At 60.7% G+C, this 18,444-nt stretch carries 18 protein-coding genes; 1 reads left to right on the forward strand and 17 read right to left on the reverse strand.

All coding sequences use genetic code 11. From position 1 onward, the window contains the following. Window positions 1-66 precede the first annotated feature (66 nt). The 5 genes from ccoP to EN869_RS06695 all read right to left on the reverse strand — a co-directional run bounded on the left by ccoP (window position 67) and on the right by EN869_RS06695 (window position 4,684). Window positions 67-930 (reverse strand): cytochrome-c oxidase, cbb3-type subunit III, encoded by an 864-nt coding sequence (ccoP, locus tag EN869_RS06675; protein ID WP_126057790.1) that lies wholly within the window; start codon window positions 928-930, stop codon window positions 67-69. A gap of 2 nt (window positions 931-932) precedes the next feature. Continuing rightward, a complete protein-coding gene (locus EN869_RS06680) occupies window positions 933-1,082 on the reverse strand; it encodes a cbb3-type cytochrome c oxidase subunit 3 (RefSeq protein WP_024502864.1) in 150 nt (49 codons plus the stop codon). A gap of 11 nt (window positions 1,083-1,093) precedes the next feature. Further along, window positions 1,094-1,825, reverse strand: coding sequence for a cytochrome-c oxidase, cbb3-type subunit II (ccoO, locus tag EN869_RS06685; RefSeq protein ID WP_126057789.1), 732 nt, complete (start codon window positions 1,823-1,825; stop codon window positions 1,094-1,096). After that, complete coding sequence (gene ccoN, locus EN869_RS06690) at window positions 1,825-3,444, reverse strand: cytochrome-c oxidase, cbb3-type subunit I (protein WP_126057788.1); 1,620 nt, start codon at window positions 3,442-3,444, stop codon at window positions 1,825-1,827. Before ccoN ends, ccoO begins: the two co-directional genes overlap by 1 nt. A 496-nt stretch (window positions 3,445-3,940) precedes the next feature. Continuing rightward, window positions 3,941-4,684, reverse strand: coding sequence for a Crp/Fnr family transcriptional regulator (locus tag EN869_RS06695; RefSeq protein ID WP_126057787.1), 744 nt, complete (start codon window positions 4,682-4,684; stop codon window positions 3,941-3,943). A gap of 152 nt (window positions 4,685-4,836) precedes the next feature. On the opposite strand from EN869_RS06695, the gene hemN reads away from it, so the two are divergent. After that, window positions 4,837-6,186 carry an oxygen-independent coproporphyrinogen III oxidase gene (gene hemN / locus EN869_RS06700; protein WP_126059321.1) on the forward strand — a complete coding sequence of 450 codons (1,350 nt, stop codon included), beginning with the start codon at window positions 4,837-4,839 and terminating at the stop codon, window positions 6,184-6,186. A gap of 235 nt (window positions 6,187-6,421) precedes the next feature. Here the strand turns inward: hemN and EN869_RS06705 are convergent, their stop codons facing one another. The 12 genes from EN869_RS06705 to EN869_RS06760 all read right to left on the reverse strand — a co-directional run bounded on the left by EN869_RS06705 (window position 6,422) and on the right by EN869_RS06760 (window position 18,281). Next, complete coding sequence (locus EN869_RS06705; protein ID WP_126057786.1) at window positions 6,422-6,664, reverse strand: DUF2274 domain-containing protein; 243 nt, start codon at window positions 6,662-6,664, stop codon at window positions 6,422-6,424. A gap of 12 nt (window positions 6,665-6,676) precedes the next feature. After that, complete coding sequence (locus tag EN869_RS06710; RefSeq protein ID WP_126057785.1) at window positions 6,677-7,891, reverse strand: TrbI/VirB10 family protein; 1,215 nt, start codon at window positions 7,889-7,891, stop codon at window positions 6,677-6,679. Then, window positions 7,888-8,913: a P-type conjugative transfer protein TrbG gene (gene trbG, locus EN869_RS06715; protein ID WP_127232321.1), complete on the reverse strand. Its 1,026-nt coding sequence runs from the start codon at window positions 8,911-8,913 to the stop codon at window positions 7,888-7,890. Before trbG ends, EN869_RS06710 begins: the two co-directional genes overlap by 4 nt. A 1-nt stretch (window position 8,914) precedes the next feature. After that, on the reverse strand, window positions 8,915-9,646 hold the full coding sequence (gene trbF, locus EN869_RS06720) for a conjugal transfer protein TrbF (RefSeq protein ID WP_126063930.1): 732 nt from the start codon (window positions 9,644-9,646) through the stop codon (window positions 8,915-8,917). Further along, a complete protein-coding gene (gene trbL / locus EN869_RS06725) occupies window positions 9,647-10,969 on the reverse strand; it encodes a P-type conjugative transfer protein TrbL (protein ID WP_126057783.1) in 1,323 nt (440 codons plus the stop codon). It abuts the gene before it with no gap. A 33-nt stretch (window positions 10,970-11,002) separates the two neighbouring features. After that, complete coding sequence (trbJ, locus tag EN869_RS06730) at window positions 11,003-11,728, reverse strand: P-type conjugative transfer protein TrbJ (RefSeq protein ID WP_024502854.1); 726 nt, start codon at window positions 11,726-11,728, stop codon at window positions 11,003-11,005. Then, entirely contained in the window at window positions 11,725-14,175 is a 2,451-nt protein-coding gene (trbE, locus tag EN869_RS06735; protein ID WP_126057782.1) for a conjugal transfer protein TrbE, read from the reverse strand. The genes trbJ and trbE overlap by 4 nt, the downstream gene beginning before the upstream one ends. Next, window positions 14,169-14,441 (reverse strand): VirB3 family type IV secretion system protein, encoded by a 273-nt coding sequence (locus EN869_RS06740; protein ID WP_024502852.1) that lies wholly within the window; start codon window positions 14,439-14,441, stop codon window positions 14,169-14,171. Before EN869_RS06740 ends, trbE begins: the two co-directional genes overlap by 7 nt. Next, window positions 14,441-14,749: a TrbC/VirB2 family protein gene (locus tag EN869_RS06745; protein ID WP_126057781.1), complete on the reverse strand. Its 309-nt coding sequence runs from the start codon at window positions 14,747-14,749 to the stop codon at window positions 14,441-14,443. Before EN869_RS06745 ends, EN869_RS06740 begins: the two co-directional genes overlap by 1 nt. A gap of 12 nt (window positions 14,750-14,761) precedes the next feature. Then, on the reverse strand, window positions 14,762-15,730 hold the full coding sequence (gene trbB / locus EN869_RS06750; protein ID WP_024502850.1) for a P-type conjugative transfer ATPase TrbB: 969 nt from the start codon (window positions 15,728-15,730) through the stop codon (window positions 14,762-14,764). Then, window positions 15,727-16,140: a CopG family transcriptional regulator gene (locus EN869_RS06755; RefSeq protein WP_095488561.1), complete on the reverse strand. Its 414-nt coding sequence runs from the start codon at window positions 16,138-16,140 to the stop codon at window positions 15,727-15,729. The genes trbB and EN869_RS06755 overlap by 4 nt, the downstream gene beginning before the upstream one ends. Before the next feature lie 116 nt (window positions 16,141-16,256). Continuing rightward, window positions 16,257-18,281 carry a conjugal transfer protein TraG gene (locus tag EN869_RS06760; protein WP_024502848.1) on the reverse strand — a complete coding sequence of 675 codons (2,025 nt, stop codon included), beginning with the start codon at window positions 18,279-18,281 and terminating at the stop codon, window positions 16,257-16,259. Window positions 18,282-18,444: the final 163 nt, after the last annotated feature.

The raw sequence follows: 18,444 nt of genomic DNA on the forward strand, positions 1-18,444 counted from the left end.
CGAGGCCCGGCTCACGCCGGGCCTCGTCCGCTTGGCAGGGGGGACCGAAGAATAGGACTTCCATTCCTATTCTCCGCCGCCAAGCGAATGGACATAAACTGCAAGTTCCTTGACCTTGATCTCGCCGAGACGGCCAACCCAGGCCGGCATGACGCCCTGTTTTGGCGCACGGACCTGTGCGGCGATGGCTGTCTCACCGGATCCATAGAGCCAGATCGCATCGGTCAGGTCGGGGGCGCCGAATTCCCTGTTGCCTTTTGCATTGTCGCCGTGACAGGCGACGCAGTTCTCGGCAAAGACCTTGGCGCCGGGTTGGATCAGACTTGCATCGCGGACCTTGCCGGAAAGGCTGGCCACGTAGGCGCTGACTTGTGCGATCTGGTCGGCGGTAATGATGTCGCCGAAGGCCGGCATTTCCGACAGGCGCGTGTCCGGATCGGATGCGAAGCGGATGCCGTGCGTAATCGTCTGCTGGATCTGCTCGGCCTTGCCGCCCCATAGCCAGTCGTCGTCGTTGAGATTGGGAAAGCCCTTGGAACCTTGGGCGCCGGAGCCGTGACATTGTACGCAATTGACCTTGAAAGCGGCGCCACCGGCGGCGATTGCGAATTCGCGCAGGCCGTCGTCCGCGGAGATCTCCGAGACGCTCTTGGACTCCACCGCCGAGATATATTTGCCCTTGGCGGCCTCAGCCGCAGTCAGCTCGTTCCTGACCTCGTTGCGGCTGGAATAGCCGAGCACACCCTTCGTCGCCGAGTGCAACAGAGGCCATGCTGGATAGGCGATGGTGTAGCCTATCGCCCAGACAATGGTGACGTAAAAGGTGATAACCCACCATCTGGGAAGCGGGTTGTTCAGCTCCCGGATGCCATCCCATTCGTGGCCGGTGGTCGAGACGCCAGAGATTTCATCGATATGCTCGTCGCTCATGATCACTCGTCCTCGAGCGGAATGCGGGCCGCTTCGTCGGCCAGCCTTCGGCTGCCGGGGCGTAGGGCAAAGGCGATGCACCCCACGAAGAACAGCGCCATCGCAACCAGGCCCCAGCTGTCGGCAAACGCCCGCATCAAATTGTAGGTCATCAGCGTTCTCCTCAGCGGTAGCCGGCGGCTTCGTCGTAATTTTTGAAGTCGACCAGTGTGCCAAGCATCTGCAGGTAGGCGAGCAGGGCATCCATTTCGGTGACCTGTTGCGGGTTGCCGTCGAAGTCGCCGATCTTGGCTTTTGGGTAACGCGCCTCAAGGCCTGATGTGTCGGCATTGGGATCGGCCTGCGCCGCCAGATCCGCATTGGCGTGGACGATCATGTCATCGGTGTAAGGGACGGCTACAAGCCTGTTGGCGACCAGATGCGTTGAGAAATCCTTCACGTCGATCGGCGTGTCTTTCAGGAACCCATAGCTCGGCATGATCGATTCCGGCACCACCGAGCGCGGGTCGGTAAGATGCGCGACATGCCATGCATTCGAGTAGCGGTCGCCAACTCTGGCGAGATCCGGCCCGGTGCGCTTCGATCCCCACTGGAAGGGGTGATCGTACATGGACTCGGCAGCTAGGCTGTAGTGGCCATAGCGCTCAACTTCGTCGCGGAACGGCCTGATCATCTGGCTATGACAGAGGTAGCAGCCCTCGCGCATATAGATGTTGCGCCCGACAAGTTCGAGCGGCGAATAGGGGCGCATGCCTTCCACCTTCTCGATCGTATTGTCGAGATAGAAGAGAGGCGCGATCTCGACGATGCCGCCGACCGTCACCACGAGCAGCGAGCCAACGAGAAGAAGCGTGGCGTTCTTCTCGATGATTGCGTGTTTGTCCATCAAGCCCATTACCTGGCTCCTGATCGCGCAGGTCGGATGGCGACGGGGCTCGGCATCGGCTCCTCCTCGCGCTGGTGGCCGAGGATGGTCCTGGTGATGTTCCAGGCCATGATCAGCGCGCCGGAGAGGTACATGGCCCCACCGATGGCGCGCATGACATAGTAGGGGTGCATGGCGGCGACGGTCTCGGCGAAGGAGTAGACCAGGAAGCCCTGCTCGTCGTATTCGCGCCACATCAGGCCCTGCATGACGCCGGATACCCACATCACCGCGGCGTAGACAACGATACCAAGTGTCGCCAGCCAGAAATGCCAGGTGACCAGCCGCAACGAGTAGAGCCGTTGCCGGTTCCAGAGCTTCGGCACCATGTAGTAGATTGCGCCGAACGAGATCATGCCAACCCAGCCGAGCGCGCCCGAATGGACGTGGCCGATCGTCCAGTCGGTATAATGCGACAGCGAATTGACCGCCCGGATCGCCATGATGGGGCCTTCGAAGGTCGACATGCCATAGAAGGCGACGGCCATCACCATCATGCGTATGATCGGATCGGTGCGCAGCTTGTCCCAGGCGCCGGACAGCGTCATCAGGCCGTTGATCATGCCGCCCCAGGACGGCATCCACAGCATGATCGAGAACACCATGCCGAGCGTCTGCGCCCAATCGGGCAAGGCGGTGTAGTGCAGGTGATGCGGCCCGGCCCAGATGTAGAGAAAGATGATCGCCCAGAAATGGACGATCGACAGCCGGTACGAATAGACTGGCCGGTTCGCCTGCTTGGGCACGAAATAATACATCATGCCGAGGAAGCCGGCGGTGAGAAAGAAGCCGACCGCGTTGTGGCCGTACCACCATTGCGTCAAGGCGTCCTGGACCCCTGAAAAGGCGGAGTAGCTCTTGGAGCCCAGGAACGAGACTGGTATGGACAGGTTGTTGACCACATGCAGCATCGCGATGGTGACGATGAACGACAGGTAGAACCAGTTGGCCACGTAGATATGCGGTTCCTTGCGCTTCAGGATCGTGCCAAGGAACAGAATGAGGTAGGCGACCCAGACGATGGTCAGCCAGACATCCACATACCATTCGGGTTCGGCGTACTCGCGGCCCTCGGTGATGCCGAGCAGGTAGCCGGTCGCGGCCATGACGATGAACAGCTGGTAGCCCCAGAAGACGAACCAGGCCAGATCACGGCCGAAGAGGCGGGCGCGGCAGGTGCGCTGCACGACATACAGAGACGTGCAAAGCAGCGCGTTGCCGCCGAAGGCGAAGACGACACCGGATGTGTGCAACGGCCGCAAACGACCGAAATTGAACCAGGGCTGGATGTTGAGATCGGGGTAGGCGAGCTGCAGCGCGATCACCACGCCGACCAGCATGCCGACGACACCCCAGAACACGGTGGCGATCGCGCCGTAGCGGATCGGACCATCCATGTAAGCGGATGGGTCAATCGGAGCTGCTGGCTTGAACTCCGTGTTGCGCAACAGGATCGCAGTGAAACCAGCCACTGCGAAGAACAACACCCACATGTGTCGGCGGAAAGGTTCATCCACGCCGAAGCCGGCGGCCACCAGGGCCGCAAAAGCGAACACGCTTAGAAGGACGATCTCTGTGCCGAATTTCATTGCAGATCCCGATCTCGAATCTGGTGGATGCCAAATCCGCAGCGCACTAATCGCGCAGCCGCCGCCCCCTCGCCCTGATCTATGTCAGGCCGCAAGATTTTGTGTCGGCGGCGCAATCAGCAGGTGGCGAATGAACGAGGAACGCAGCGCGGGCTCACCCCCCTCATGGAAGGCGTTCCCTGGGTTGGGCGGGCGCAGACGCGATCGCTGAGGCGAAAGCTGAGGCCCTGCGCGCGTTGGATGCTATTGCCGATGCCCTGCCAAACGTTGTTCGGATCCCATTGGAAACGAACGCGATCGTTCCGCCGAGCCGTGGCAGATTAAGGACCATGCTTCGCCGGTATGTGCCGAAACACACCTGGCGATTGGTCACGTTCCTATCAAAGCCCGAAAGCTGTTTGTCTCGACCGTGACGCCGCTTCGTCGAAGGCGCGGCAACATCGCATTAAAAGGCAAACACGGCCCGCCCCGGAGTCATGCGACATGGCCTCGCCGCTTAGGGCCGCTCGCGTCCGCCGCCACAGCGCTTCTCCAGACGGCTTATGCTGTCCACCGTCACATGGCGTGCGTTCTCAATCCGAATCACCCCGTCAGCCCGCAATCGCGTCAGTTGGCGGCTCACGGTCTCGTTGGTGATTCCAAGGAAATCAGACATTTCGACACGCGTCAGCGGCAGATCGAAGGACGCCGACCCGGAAGCCGCATCGAGACTGGAATCGATATTCCGGGCCATCATGAGGAGAAAAGTCGCTACCTTTTCCGGAGCTGTCTTGCGCCCCAGCGTCACCATCCACTCGCGCGCCTCATCGAGTTCATTCAGCGTCTGTTTGAGCAGGCGATGCTCGAATTCCCGTGACGCCTTCATCATCCGTTCGACGGCCGCTCGCGGAAACGAACACAGCGTGACTGCTGTTGCCGCTTCCGCATTGATCGAGCTTTCCACCTTGAAAGGACGTCCCAGAAAATCCGGTGCAAACTGGAGACCGACGATCTGCTGGCGCCCATCCGACAGGCTCTTTGATAGCTTTACAACGCCTGAAAGCACGTTGGAGTAGCTGTCGACGTTCTGTGCCTCGCCGGTCAACTCCATTCCTGACTCGATCCGGCGACGCGAGCAAGTCTTGGCGAGCCCAACCAAATTGTCTGGATCGAGCGCACCGCAGACACCGCGACGCCGTGCCTCGCAAGGGAAGCAAAGAACAGGAATGCCGGAACTATGAATGTCTTGCCGAAAGGTCATGCGTTCGCCTTACCCGATCCTAACTGCCGGCAGGATACCCATCCAGGGTAGAGAAATCCTGCGGCGGTTTGTCCATGAGCGCGGCTGATCGAGATCAGGGTCTGCTTCAGCGATGCGTGCAGTGTTCCGGCGGGCAACACGGTGAACGCGAGATGCAATCGGAAATAGCTGTCAAACTCAGCGAGAACGTCCCACGCTACACCAGCTATCCGACGGCGCCGCATTTCCATTCGGGGATCGATGCTGCCATTTACCGTGGCTGGTTGGAGACGCTGGAAAGCGGCGACGAAATCTCGCTGTACCTGCACATTCCTTACTGCGACAAGCTCTGCTGGTTCTGCGCCTGCCACACCAAGCAGACGCACCAATATGAGCCGGTGGCCGCTTATCTGCGCTCGCTGAATGCCGAAATCGTCACGATTGCCGGTCTGCTGAGCGGCAAGGCACATGTCCGTGCAATCCACTTCGGTGGCGGTTCGCCAACTATTCTGAGGCCCGATGATATGGTTGCTCTTGGAGCGGCCTTGCGGGACAGCTTCGACTTTCTCCCGGATGCTACGGTCAGCATCGAAATCGAAACCAACGACATGGACAAGGCGCGCCTTGATGCACTTGCTCAAATCGGCGTAACCCGGGCGAGCCTCGGCGTGCAGGATTTCGATCCGCAAGTGCAAAAAGCAATTAATCGTGAGCAGAGTTTTTTGCAGACCAAGGCAGTCGTCGACGGGGTTCGTTCGCGGGGCGTCGAATCGGTCAATCTGGACCTGCTCTACGGGCTCCCGAATCAGACACGCGAGACGATCTGTTCCACGGTGGCGCAGGCACTGACCTTGGAGCCAGACCGGATGGCCCTGTTCGGCTACGCACATGTGCCCTGGTTCAAGAAGCATCAGACGATGATCGACGAGGCATGGCTGCCGAGTCCCACTGAGCGTTTCGCCCAATCTCAACTCGCGGCGCGGGCAATTGTCGCCAAGGGATATGAGGCAATAGGACTCGATCATTTCGCGAAGCCCGACGATGCGCTGGCCATAGCGGCCCGCGCAGGGGTTTTGCATCGCAATTTTCAGGGCTACACTGAGGATCGCTGCCCGACACTGATCGGACTTGGCCCTTCGTCCATCGGTCGTTTTCGCCAAGGCTACGTGCAAAACATGGCTTCGACTGCCGGGTACGGGCGCATGGTTGCGGATGGCGGGTTGGCTGCCGTCCGCGGCGTTGCCCTTTCCGACGACGATCGCGTCCGTGGCTGGATCATCGAGCGGCTGATGTGTGATTTTGCCTTCTCGGCAGTCGATCTGGTGGAGCGGTTCGGCAAAGCCGGCGAGCAGCTCCTTCATCGCTCGAGGTCCATCGCACTCCACGATCCTGCCCGAGCGCTTGAATTCGATGGTGACAGTTTCCTCGTACGGACTGAAAGTCGCCCCTTCATTCGAACCATCGCGGCCAAGTTCGATACATATTTCAAAGGGGGAACGGCGAGGCACTCGGTGGCGGTCTGAGCAAAGCACAGTGCGCTCGCCGTTTGGTCGATCGGCGAACCAGCTGCGTTCGTTTTGACCGCTCATAGGCGACTACCGCATCAAATCGAAAATGCAAACTTAGGCTGTTGCGCGGTATCTCCTTCCACATCCTCTCTTGCGCATACCTACATTCCAAGGGGTTTGATCCTATGCTTCGCGAGGAGCAGGTAGGTCGCGACAGCTAGGCAATGTTCCAGCTGCCCTAGCGGAGGAGTCACGATTTTCCGGCAAGCTCCGTCGGCAGACGTTCTTTTCTGGCCCTGGCAAAGGCTCGGTCGCCTTCCAGAAACGCCGCCAGCATGAAAGGGATGAGTTCTGCCACGGTTTCAGACTGACCATAGGTCTGACGGTAAAGTGCAGCATACTCCTTGAGTGTTTGGCTCAGCTCCGCGCTGACGGTAATGGTGATCTTCGAAGCTGTTCGGTCCGGAAGTTTTCCAAGTTTCAGGTCAGCCATGATAACTCCTGCTCAACTGGCGTATGGCCGCAGCACGATGTCCTTGTGCACGATGACGCGCAGTGGCCAACCTGGGCGGACGACGATGGTGGGCTGGATATTGAGGTTTTTTTCGGTGATGCGCTGGCCGGCTCGACTGGCGTTCTGCTGGGCTGATTCCCGGATCGCCTTGACCAGATCGCTCTCGTTTTCGCCGAGGCTGAATTCTGTGCCGACACCGAGCAATGTGGCAAGCGCCACTCCCTTGATCATCTGCCAAGTGTGGAAATCGACTTTGTCTTCCAGCCCTGCGTAGCCGGCGGTGTCGCTCGCGGGCAGATTGTCGATTTCGGCCGACGAGCCGTCGGGCAGCAGAATGCGCTGCCAGACCAGCAGCGCTCGCTTTTGCCCGAACGCGACGACGCTGTCGTAGACGCCGATAAGACGTGAGCCCTGCGGAATCAGCAATATGTTGCCCGTGACCGTGTCGTGCACATTTTCGGTGACTTGCGCGACGACAAGGCCCGGCAAATCGGAATTGATGCCGGTGATCAGGCTGGCGGCAATCACGCTGCCAGCCATCAGTTGATATGGCGAGATCGGCGTCTGAAGCGCATGCGGATTGTAGATCCCGCCAGTGCTCCGCTGGCTGAGAAAATCAAGCTTTCGCTGCTGATTGTTCTGGTCGCCTTCCGCCGCCGCCACCGAGGCTGACGCGCGTCCTGCTTCGGATTGGGGAAGCGCCTCAAATGGATGCTGAGCAGTTTGCACGCTCTCTCCGACATCTGTCTGTTGAGCTCGATTTTCGACGCGGAAAAGCACCCGCGATTCACGCGCTTCGATCGCCTGCTGCGCTAGACGCTGCTCCTCGGCCGAGATGTCTTGGCCCGGCACGATGCCGAGCTGGCGCTGCCGCTCGAGGATGGGGCGGCCGAGGTCGCCCGGCAAAGGTAGCCCAAGGACGGGAGGCTTTGGCTTCATGCCGGAATAGTCATGGGGAAGCGTATCGAGTCCCTCGGCGGTTGGTTTGCGCTCAGTGTTGTAGAGATCTTCCGCCTGATCCCTGATGCGAAGGGCCGGCCCCTGGAGGGCGATCATGGTAACGCCGAAGACAGCGCCGGATCCGAGCGCTGCGATAGCGATGATCACACCGCGCCTGAACCGCACCACGCGGCGGGGAGAGGCCCGAAGCTGCAGTTCCTCGGGATCCAGTTTCGGCGGGATGCCAGAGCGGGAATTTTCGATCATGAGCCCTCACCTCGCCGGCTGCCGCGAAAGAGCGAGATCCGCCGTTGCGGTTGCCTGCCGTCAATCCTGCTGATGCGGATCACCTGCTGCCGCTTGGTGCCGAGGCGAAGTTCGGCCGCGGCGAAGAGCCGATCGACGATGTAATAGTTGCCGCGCACGCGATAGTTGACGAGCTCGCTGCTCCCATCTGCGCCGACGATGAAGAGTGGTGGCGCCTCGCCCTGATCTATGCGACGAGGGAACTCAATATAGACCTTGCTGCCGTCGTCGAAGGCTCGCGTCGGTCTCCAGGGCGGTGTGTCGCCACTGATTGAGTAGCGAAAGCGAAGGTTTTCGAGCGCGATGTTCGACGCGACCGGTGTAACTGCCTCGGCTTGAGCATTGCGCTGGCGAAGCGCGATGATCTGGTCTTGGCTGTAGGTCCAGGAGATTGCCGCCATTGCGGTCTTCTCGGTGCTTTGAAGCTGCAAATGATAGGTCCGCCGGTCCGTCGTAATGACGACATTGGTGGCAAGACCCGGCGCGAAGGGTTTTACCAGAACATGGGTGCGCTGATTGTCACCGGTGCCGCTTGCGGTATCGCCAATGACCCAGCGCACGGTGTCGCCAGCCGACACGGCGGTTAGTTTCTCGCCCGGCTGCAGAGCGATGTCGGTCACGCGCTCCGGCGCGGCATAGAGTTGATAAAGCGCGCCATCGGTGAAGGGGTAGACTTGCACTGCATTAACATACCCGTACTTGGTGGGTTGCTGGGTCGCGGCTTTGTTGGCATCAGCGACGCGTTCTTCAGGAGGGCGCTTGTCCTCGGCCTTGCCGGGCTCGGGCTGCATTTGGCCAGGCAGCGGCAGTGGTTTTGGCACCTCGACAATTCTAATCGGCCTCTCCGGCGCTTTTTCGATCGCGGCCGGTTTGAAGTCGGCAGCGTCATAGGAAATCTCAGGCGGCGGCACCTTCTTCGATGCACAAGCGGAAACGACCGCTGCCGACACCGATAGGATCAGCACGGCACGAATCGGTGACATTTTACCTTTCATTGGTGGACTCCGTCGGAGAAAGGGGGGCTGGGACGGCGCTGTCGAGCTCGCGTGACCAGTCAATGGCATTGATGAAGACGCCGAGCGGATTCTTGCGCAGCTGATCCGTATTGCTTGGCGAGCGGATCACGATCGTGAGGATCGCAGTCCAGCGCATCGTGCTGGCAAGGCTTCCGCGCTCAAACACCTGCTCGGTCCATTTGACCTGGAATGAACTTTCGGAGGCTCTGACCACGCTGGTGACCTGTACCGAAACACTGCGCGTTCCGATCTGACCGAAGGGGTCGTTCGCCTTGGCGTATTCGTTGAGGAAGAGCGCTGCGCGATCGCTAGCAAAGTCGTACGCTGCCAACCAGTTCTGCCGAACCAAAACCGGATCGGTGGAAACGGAACGGACATTCTGGATGAAGCGGCCGAGATGCCAGGCGATCTGAGCATCCGAGGGCTCATAATTCCGGACCGCCGGCGCGACGGCGCGCGTCTCGCCGAAGCCATCGACCTCGACGACATAAGGCACGACACGGCTTTGCATCGACTGCCATACGAGTCCGCCGGAAAGCCCGGTCGCCAAGGCCAGGCAGCCAAGGGCCATGATCCGCCAGTTCCTGGCCTGCAGTCGAGATGAGCCGATGCGCTCGTCCCACAGTTGGGCGGCTTTTTGATACGGCGTGACCGGTTCGGGTGTTTTGCCGTAACGGTGCACGGGTCGCTTGAAGAGCATCTAGTCATCCTTGTCGTTGAGAGAGGGGTTGGCGCTGCCTCCCGGCCGGTCTCCGTCTCGGACAGCTTGCATGGCAGCGTGGCGATTTGCCCGGGCGGTCTGTTCAGAACGTAGGCGCCTTGCCCACGTCGGCGCCGAAACAGTGGCCGAACCGGCAGAGCGTTCGGTCATTGACGCTGTCGGCGCGCCGCCGGTCGCGGTCCACGCGGCATCGCGCCCGGCATCGGCGTTGCGCCCAACACTTGCAGTGGCGGATCGCGCTATGCGTATAGCGGCGCCGCCAGCTGCACTGGTTACACCATGCATTCCAGCAGCCACACCGGAGAGGCCAGCGTCGGGCGAGGTTGCGCGCCCGATCTGCCATGACGTGGAAGCAGCCGATCCCATTGTTGTGCCGGCTCGGATGGCGGCGAGACCGCCGCTGGTTGCCATACGCGCGCCAGCAAATGCTGTGCCTCCAGCAACGAGTGATACACCCGCTGCCGCCGCGGTCGTGCCGAGGGCGGCGCCCGCCCCAAGCTGCGGTGCGCCTGAGACAAGACCCGACGCGATCCCCGGCCCAAAAATGCCAAGGCCAAGCAGTGCCAGTGCGCCCAGTACCTGGGACATGGCACCGGCAAGATCCGGCTCCTTGCCTTGCAATGCGGAAGCGAACTCCCCGAAGAGCGTGGAGCCGATACCGACAATGACGGCGAGCACCATCACCTTGATGCCTGACGAGATAACATGGCCGAGCACGCGTTCGGCCAGGAACGCTGAACGGTTCCAAAGTGCGAATGGAACCAAAACAAAACCTGCCAGCGTGGTGAGCTTGAACTCTAGGATGGTGATGAAAAGCTGGATGGAAAGGATGAAGAAGGCGATGATAACCAGGAACCAGGCCATCAGCAGCACGAAGATGGTCAGTGCGTTGCCGAAGATTTCCGGGAAGCCCAGGAGCTGACTGGCTTGGTCAAGCATTGGCCAAGCACCTTCGAAACCGGTCGCGGCAATGCGGCCCGGGCGCAAGAGATTGTCTGCCGACAGATTGCCGGCCGACGCCTTAATCCCGAGACCGGCAAAAGAACGATAAACGATATCGGCGAGGTTCTTGAAATTGTTCAGAATGAAGGCGAAGACGCCAACATAGAGCACCTTGCGGACAAGCCGGCCGAGAACGCTGGTTTCGTCGCCGAGCGCCCACGCCAGGCCGGCAAGTGTGATGTCAATGCCGATCAGAATGGTAGTGAGGAAGGCGAGGTCGCCCGATAGCAGACCGAACCCGCTGTCGATGTAGCGGATGAAGGTCTCCATGAAGCGATCGATGACGCCAAGGTCGTTCATGCCGCTGCCTTTCTCGTCGTGATGAACTCGTGATTAATTGCCGGGATAAGCCGAGCCGGTACCCAAGAACCGCTTCGTCATCTCGCGGGCGGCTTCGTCTGACTGGGCCTTGCGGGCGGCATCCTCGGCCTCAGCTCGAAACTGCGTTGCGAGCAGCGTCTGGATCTGCATCTGCTGTTTTGTCGAAAGCGCCATCAGCTGGTTGGTGGCCTGGCTTGCCTGAAGCGCACCGGCCGCCCCTTGGCTGCGGTTGACGAGATCGGCGAGCAGATCGCCGTCGGCGCGGACGTTCTCGACGATTTGCGACTGGACACCCATGGTCTGGCGGAACGCCTGCATGGCGGTTTGCCAACGCTCCCGCGCAGCACTCGCCACATCGCTGACTTTGATCGTGGCGTCGTAGCTTTCCGGATATTGGCTGCGCCACTGGTCTTGAAGCTTGCCCAGATCAAAGCTGAGGCCACTCGCCTGGTCCATCAAGCCGTCGATGCGATGGAGCGAACCGGTGAGTTGGCCAACGGAAGAGAAATCCAGACGCTGAAGATTGCGCGCCATGTTCTGCAGCATGGTCGCCTGATTCTGCAGCGACTGGATTTGGTTGTTGATCTGCTCCAATGCGCGCGCGGCCGTCAGCACGTTCTGCGCATAATTGGACGGATCGAACACGATAAGGGCGTACGCGGGCTGCACATAGTCGGCCATAGGCTTGGCGATCAGGGAAACGGTGATCAGGCCGGAGAGAAGGCGTCGCCGCATCATGAGAATTGCTCCTTGTCTGGTTGAGGGAATTGCTTGAGAAGTTCGCCGGCCCAATCGAGGCCGCGCGCGATCAGGAACTGCGAGGCAAAGCTGCCTTGCCCGTCTTCGGACATGATCCTGTCGATCAGAGTCTGCGTGGCCGGATCGGAAGCACCGCAAAGCGCAAGAGCGATGGGGCCAAGCTCGAGCTCGAACAGACGGTTGCCGCGGCGCGATTGCAGATAATACTGACGCTTCGGCGTGGCGCGGGCGATCAATTCGATCTGCCGCTCGCTTAAACCGAAGCGCTCGTAGGCTGTGCGCGCCTGGGGTTCCACGGCACGATCATTGGGAAGGAAAATGCGCTGCGGGCAGCTTTCGATGATTGCCGGCGCTATGCCAGAGCCCGCGATATCAGCCAGCGACTGCGTAGCGAAGACAACCGACACGTTCTTCTTTCGCAGCACCTTCAGCCATTCGCGGATGCGGGCGGCGAACAGCGGATTGTCGAGATAGACCCACGCCTCGTCGAGCATGATCAGCGTGGGCCGTCCGTCGAACCGTTCCTCAAGTCGCTGGAACAGATAGGTAAGCACCGGCAGCAAAGCGCCTTGGCTGTGCATTAACTCCTCGGTCTCGAAACACTGCACATCCGACAAGGCCAGCCCATCATGATCGGCATCGAGCAGGCGGCCGAAGGGACCGTCGAGCGTGTAGGGCATCAATGCGGTCTTCAGCGCATTGGATTGAAGCAGGACCGAAAGACCGGTCAGTGTGCGTTCCTGCGCCGGCGCGGTGGCAAGGCTGGCCAGCGCTGACCAAATAGCCTCCTTCACCTCCGGCGTGACGGTGACGTTCTCGTGGGCAACAAGGCTGGCGATCCATTCGGCCGCCCAGCTTCGGCTAGCCTGGTCGTTGATGCTGCGCAGTGGCTGAAAGGCAAGGGAACCGTCCGCTCCTAGCGCGTGGTGTTCTCCACCCATGGCAAGTGTTGCAGCACGGGCCGAATTGCCTTTGTCGAAGACATAAACCTGGGCGCCGGCATAGCGCCTGAACTGCAGAGCAATCAGAGCAAGCAGAACCGACTTGCCGGCGCCGGTCGGACCAACAACCAGCATGTGGCCGACATCTTCGACGTGGGTGGAAAGCCGAAACGGTGTCGACCCACTGGTCTCGGCAACGAAAAGCGGTGGCGCTTCGGTTTGGGTGACTTTCGCGAGATGCTCGTTTGTCGCAGGACCGGCCCAAACCGACGACAGCGGCATGAGATGGGCAAGGTTCAATGTATGAACGAGCGGTTGGCGAACGTTAGCGTAGACATGGCCAGGCAATGAGCCGAGCCAAGCCTCGACCGCATTGACGCCTTCTCGGATCGTGGTGAAGCCGAGCCCATTGATGATGCGCTCGACCGCGCGAAGCTTCTCTGCAGCGGCTTGGCGATCCTCGCCCCACACCGTCACGGTGGTGGTGAGATAGCCGAAACTCACATGATCACCGCCCAATGCCTGAAGGGCTTCGTCGGCATCGAGCGCCTTGTTGTCGGCATCGTTATCGACAAGCGGGACCGGCTCGTTGGTAATGACCTCGCGTAGGATTGCCACGATCGATTTGCGCTTGGCAAACCACTGCCGGCGCAATCGCGTCAGCGTCTTCGTGGCTTCCGTTTTCTCGAGCGGAATGAAGCGCGTCATCCAGCGATAGGCGAAATCCTGATGATTGAGGGTATCGAGGATTCCGGGCCGGGTGAGGTTCGGAAAGCCGAGGATGGTCAGTGTGCGAAGATGCTGCTCACCCAGCATCGGCTCCAGGCCACCGGTAAGCGGCGCATCGACCAGGATTGCATCCAGATATATCGGCGTTTCCGGGGCCATGATAGGATGGCGACGAGGCGAAATCGTGCCGTGGAGGTAGGTCAACGTCTGAGCATCATCGAGGACGCGTACTTCGGACATGAAACCCGAGAAGAGATCGAGCACGCGGTTGGTCTCGTCACGGAACCTCGCCAGATCCTGGCGCCAGTCTCTTTCTCCTCGGGAATAATGAGAGTCGACGAGCGCGCTTTCTGCGCGCGCCTGGGCGTCCGGCGGTGGCATAAACACCAAGGTCAGATGATAGCGGCTCTCGTAGTGCGCTACCTTCCCCTCGAAAGCAGCGCGGCGTTCTTCGTCGACCAGCCACGACGCGGCGTCAGGAAAATGCGAGTTCGGATAGCCCAGCGCTTCTGTGCGCTCGGCCTCAAAGAACAATGCCCAGCCAGAGCCAAGGCGTCTGAGAGCATTGTTCGCCCGGGCGCAAATGCCGACGAGTTCAGCCTCCGTCGCACTTTCGAGATCCGGGCCGCGGAACCGCAACGTCCGCTGAAAGCTGCCGTCCTTGTTGAGCACGATGCCGGGCGCCACCAAGGCAGCCCAGGGTAGATGGTCGGCAAGCCGGTCGGCTTTGCTTCGATATTCCGAAAGGTTCAGCATGCAAGCCACCCCTTCAGACGTAGGTGGCGCACAAGCACGCTGGCGAAGTCCGGATCGCGTCTTGCGGCAAACACCGCTAACGAGTGGCCTGCGATCCAAAGCACCAGACCAGCAATCCATTGCTGCAAGCCGAAGCCAATGGCCGCGGCCACTGTACCGTTGAGGATCGCCACCGCGCGCGGAGCCCCGCCGAGCAGGATCGGCTCGGTCAGCGCCCGGTGGACCGGTACTGCGAAGCCCTCGATATGCTGCTCCCCGGCGGCCATCAGACGAGCGCCCCACCACCGAAGGAGAAGAAGGAGAGGAAGAAGCTCGATGCCGCGAAGGCGATTGACAGACCGAAGACGATCTGAATCAGGCGCCGAAAACCACCGGCGGTGTCGCCGAAGGCAAGCGTCAGGCCGGTGGTGATAATGATGATCACCGCAACGATCTTGGCGACCGGTCCCTGCACGGACTCCAGGATCTGCTGCAGCGGCTGCTCCCACGGCATGCCGGAGCCGGCGGCATAAACCGGGGCCGTGTTAAGAAACGCGAGCGCTGTGGACGAAAGAAAGCGAAGCTTCTTGCGCATGAGGAAGGCCTTTCAAAGCTGCTGGAGTTGCGAAAGCGTGAGCGGGGCAACGGCGTAATCGCCGCTGCCGTCGAGACCGGTGACCTCGGCGATTGCGTCGATGTGGCGCGACGAGCCGCGTCCCGCTATGAAGACGATCAGATCTATCGCCTCAGCGATGAGCCGGCGGGGAACGGTGACCACCGCTTCCTGGGCGAGTTGCTCAATGCGATAGAGAGCCGAGCGCGCGGAATTGGCGTGTACGGTAGCGATGCCGCCTGGGTGCCCGGTGTTCCATGCCTTCAGCATGTCGAGCGCTTCCGCGCCCCTCACCTCGCCCACGATGATGCGGTCCGGCCTGAGCCTCAGCGTCGAGCGCACGAGATCGGCAAGGGTGACCGAGCCCCGCCTTGTTCTCAGGGCAACGCAGTCCCTGGCCGCGCACTGCAGTTCGCGTGTGTCCTCGATCAGGATCACCCGATCGTCGCATTCGGCGACTTCAGCCAGCAGAGCGTTGGCGAGTGTTGTCTTCCCCGAGGAAGTGCCGCCGGCGATCAGCATGTTGCGCCGCTCGCGGACGGCCTTTTTCAGCGCATCGGCCTGCAGCGGCAGCATGATGCGTTCGGCAACATAGTCGGCCAGGGTGTAGACTTTCGCGGCGGGCTTGCGGATGGCAAAACATGGCGCCAACACCACAGGTGGCAGCAGGCCTTCGAAGCGTTCGCCAGACGGCAATTCGGCACTGACGATCGGGTTGTCGGCGTGCGCCTCGGCGCGCACGTGCGAAGCAACCAGGCGGATGATACGTTCTGCCTCGGACGGGTGCATGTGAACGTCGGTATCGACCCGACCTTCGCCTAACCGGTCGAGTCGCAGCGCGCCGTCGGGATTGACCATCACCTCGATGACGGACGGATCGGCCAGGGCTTCGGTGATTGCCGGACCCATGGCGGTGCGCAGCATGACACGCCGCCGGTGGTCGGCCTCGGGATGAGAGCTCATCCTTCCCCTCCCCCACCATTGTCTTTGCTAAGCGACTTTTTGCCGGAAGCGATCTGGCGGCCGACCTTCTCAACGAATTTCTCGAAACGCTCTTGGGCAATAGCCTGCGTTGCCCGATCCGGGACCGGCGTGTGGGCGTGAAGGGTGATCGAAAAGCGGATGAAGAGCGCCAGGCTCTCCAGGATCACCTCGGAATCGCGCCTGACGTGGGCAAGATCGCGGGAGAGCCGGTCAAGCCTTACGCCGTAGCGCCGATCGAACTCGCTCTCGCCACGCCGCTCGATGAACGCCTCGATCGCCTTCGCCACGATCGCTGATTTGGTCGTTGACGGATCGCGACTGAGGTTGTCCAGTTTCTCGCTGAGCTCCGGCTCAAGCAGAAACTGATGGCGAATGCGGTGCGGCTTCATGCGGCTCGTTCCGACGGCCCGGCGTTGCGCCGGCGACGGGAGAAGCATCGGCCAGACGCTCAAAATTGCTTATGGCCGTTATCTACGCTGAGGTGCGCTCTGCAACTCAGCGGACTTCAGAAGCCGGGAATGACATCGTCGCCCCTGCCCTCGTTGATACCGTAGGCGCGGGCCGCAGTGGAAATCCGATCCATGACACGCTTGTCCGCGAGCGCTTCGCTGTCATCGTCTGCGGGCTTGTACAGATCGGCCTGATCGGGCTCTTGAGAGACAACAACGTCTTCTTCGGGCAGGCTTGGATGGCGTTGCTGCTGAACGCCTCCCTCGTCTTCAACTGGCGCGTCGGCGCTTTCCTCGTCCGCAGCAAGTCGGCTATCGACGCTGCACACTTGTCCAGTCCAGCCGTCCGGGCGTGATGCAGGGCAGTCCGCATAGGGTCCGTCGTGCAGCACCGGCGCAGGCAGCACCCGATCTGTGAAATTCTGATCCTGATAATAGCGCAGCTTCTTGGCGCGGATCGGCGGCAACCCAGAAACCAGGACCAATTCGTCTGACGGCGGCAATTGCATCACCTCGCCTGGCGTCAGGAGCGGGCGCGCGGTTTCCTGGCGGCTCACCATGACATGTGAAAGCCAGGGCGCAAGCCGATGGCCCGCATAGTTGCGCATCGACCTAAGTTCGGTTGCGGTGCCGAGGGCATCCGAGATGCGCTTGGCCGTGCGTTCGTCATTGGAGGAAAAGGCAATTCGCACGTGGCAATTGTCGAGAATAGCATTGTTCTCGCCATAGGCCTTTGAAACCTGGTTCAAAGATTGTGCGATCAGATAGGAGCGAATGCCATAACCTGCCATGAAGGCGAGCGCCGTTTCGAAGAAGTCGAGGCGACCGAGCGCCGGAAACTCGTCCAGCATCATGAGCAGCTGATGCTTACGGCTCTTCTTCGGGTCCCCCTCCAGACGCTCCGTCAACCGCCTGCCGATCTGGTTCAAGATCAGTCGCACCAAAGGCTTGGTGCGCGAGATATCCGAAGGCGGCACGACCAGATAGAGCGACAGCGGTCGCTCTCCATCCACTAGGTCAGCGATGCGCCAGTCGCAGGACGAAGTGGCCGCCGCGACCGTTGGATCACGATAAAGCCCAAGAAAGGACATGGCGGTCGAGAGGACGCCTGAGCGCTCGTTTTCCGACTTGTTCAGGAGTTCGCGAGCCGCCGAGGCCACTACGGGATGGACCTGAGGGTTATGCCCCGTCCCGAGATGGTTTGTCGTCATCATCCGCCGTAGCGTTGCGGCAAACGAGCGTTGCGGGTCCGACAGGAAGGTGGCGACGCGGGCTAGCGTCTTGTCCTCTTCAGCGTAGAGCACGTGCAAAATGGCGCCAACTAGGAGTGAATGGCTGGTCTTCTCCCAGTGATTCCGTCGCTCCAGCGCGCCCTCGGGATCGACGAGGATGTCGGCGATGTTTTGAACGTCCCGGATCTCATCTGGGCCTTTGCGCACCTCCAGCAGCGGGTTGTAGCGTGCCGATCTCGGGTCGGTCGGATTGAACAGAAGGCAGTACGAGAATTTCGACCGCCAGCCGGAGGTCAACTGCCAATTTTCGCCTTTTATATCATGAATGATGGCAGACCCGGTCCAGGAAAGTAGCGTTGGAACAACCAGCCCCACGCCCTTGCCCGAACGCGTCGGCGCAAATGCCATGACGTGCTCCGGGCCGTCATGGCGCAGATAGCGATCGTTCAGCCTACCGAGGAAAACGCCCGCCGGCCGTAACAACCCTGCCGTCTCGACCTCATGAGTCGTGGCCCACCGTGAAGACCCATAGGTCGTAACCGACCCGCGCTGTCGCGCGCGCAAAAGCGAGCCTGCGATTGCGGCGGCACAGCCCAGGAATCCGCTGGCGCCTGCAAGCGTACCGGCTTTGTCGAAGACCTCCGGCGCATAAGCATCGAAGTGGAACCACCATTCAAACAGCTTCCACGGCTTGTAGATTGGCCAGCCGGCGAAGAGAAACCATGGTGCGCCGAGAGGCGTCTGGTAGGTCAGCATTTGAGCGCACCATTGGGTTGCCGTCCATACGCCGATAATGACAATTGCGCACACAACGGCGATCTGCCCGATCAGTAGCTTCGTAGGTGTCATCGGCTTGGCCCGCTGAACAACGCGACCTAGCATCGCGCGGTGCAGCCGGGACAGGAATGTTCCTCACATACGATTTGGGAGCAATGAACGACTTCCTACTATGCAGGTCGGTCAGCACGCGTGTTGCGCCTTCACGCGACACCATCCTCTCCATTCACCCTGA

Source organism: Mesorhizobium sp. M2D.F.Ca.ET.226.01.1.1, assembly GCF_004022705.2.
Lineage (GTDB): Bacteria > Pseudomonadota > Alphaproteobacteria > Rhizobiales > Rhizobiaceae > Mesorhizobium.

Bases quoted from the DNA above. Each gene is read 5' to 3' on its own strand.
- ccoN (WP_126057788.1), bottom strand. From the start codon at position 3,444: ATGAAATTCGGCACAGAGATCGTCCTTCTAAGCGTGTTCGCTTTTGCG.
- EN869_RS06760 (WP_024502848.1), bottom strand. From the start codon at position 18,281: ATGACACCTACGAAGCTACTGATCGGGCAGATCGCCGTTGTGTGCGCA.
- EN869_RS06745 (WP_126057781.1), bottom strand. From the start codon at position 14,749: ATGCGCAAGAAGCTTCGCTTTCTTTCGTCCACAGCGCTCGCGTTTCTT.
- trbL (WP_126057783.1), bottom strand. From the start codon at position 10,969: ATGAACGACCTTGGCGTCATCGATCGCTTCATGGAGACCTTCATCCGC.
- EN869_RS06710 (WP_126057785.1), bottom strand. From the start codon at position 7,891: ATGATCGAAAATTCCCGCTCTGGCATCCCGCCGAAACTGGATCCCGAG.
- trbF (WP_126063930.1), bottom strand. From the start codon at position 9,646: ATGCTCTTCAAGCGACCCGTGCACCGTTACGGCAAAACACCCGAACCG.
- ccoP (WP_126057790.1), bottom strand. From the start codon at position 930: ATGAGCGACGAGCATATCGATGAAATCTCTGGCGTCTCGACCACCGGC.
- trbB (WP_024502850.1), bottom strand. From the start codon at position 15,730: ATGAGCTCTCATCCCGAGGCCGACCACCGGCGGCGTGTCATGCTGCGC.
- EN869_RS06705 (WP_126057786.1), bottom strand. From the start codon at position 6,664: ATGGCTGACCTGAAACTTGGAAAACTTCCGGACCGAACAGCTTCGAAG.
- ccoO (WP_126057789.1), bottom strand. From the start codon at position 1,825: ATGGGCTTGATGGACAAACACGCAATCATCGAGAAGAACGCCACGCTT.
- trbG (WP_127232321.1), bottom strand. From the start codon at position 8,913: ATGTCACCGATTCGTGCCGTGCTGATCCTATCGGTGTCGGCAGCGGTC.
- EN869_RS06695 (WP_126057787.1), bottom strand. From the start codon at position 4,684: ATGACCTTTCGGCAAGACATTCATAGTTCCGGCATTCCTGTTCTTTGC.
- EN869_RS06740 (WP_024502852.1), bottom strand. From the start codon at position 14,441: ATGGCCGCCGGGGAGCAGCATATCGAGGGCTTCGCAGTACCGGTCCAC.
- EN869_RS06680 (WP_024502864.1), bottom strand. From the start codon at position 1,082: ATGACCTACAATTTGATGCGGGCGTTTGCCGACAGCTGGGGCCTGGTT.
- EN869_RS06755 (WP_095488561.1), bottom strand. From the start codon at position 16,140: ATGAAGCCGCACCGCATTCGCCATCAGTTTCTGCTTGAGCCGGAGCTC.
- hemN (WP_126059321.1), top strand. From the start codon at position 4,837: ATGCAATCGGAAATAGCTGTCAAACTCAGCGAGAACGTCCCACGCTAC.
- trbJ (WP_024502854.1), bottom strand. From the start codon at position 11,728: ATGATGCGGCGACGCCTTCTCTCCGGCCTGATCACCGTTTCCCTGATC.
- trbE (WP_126057782.1), bottom strand. From the start codon at position 14,175: ATGCTGAACCTTTCGGAATATCGAAGCAAAGCCGACCGGCTTGCCGAC.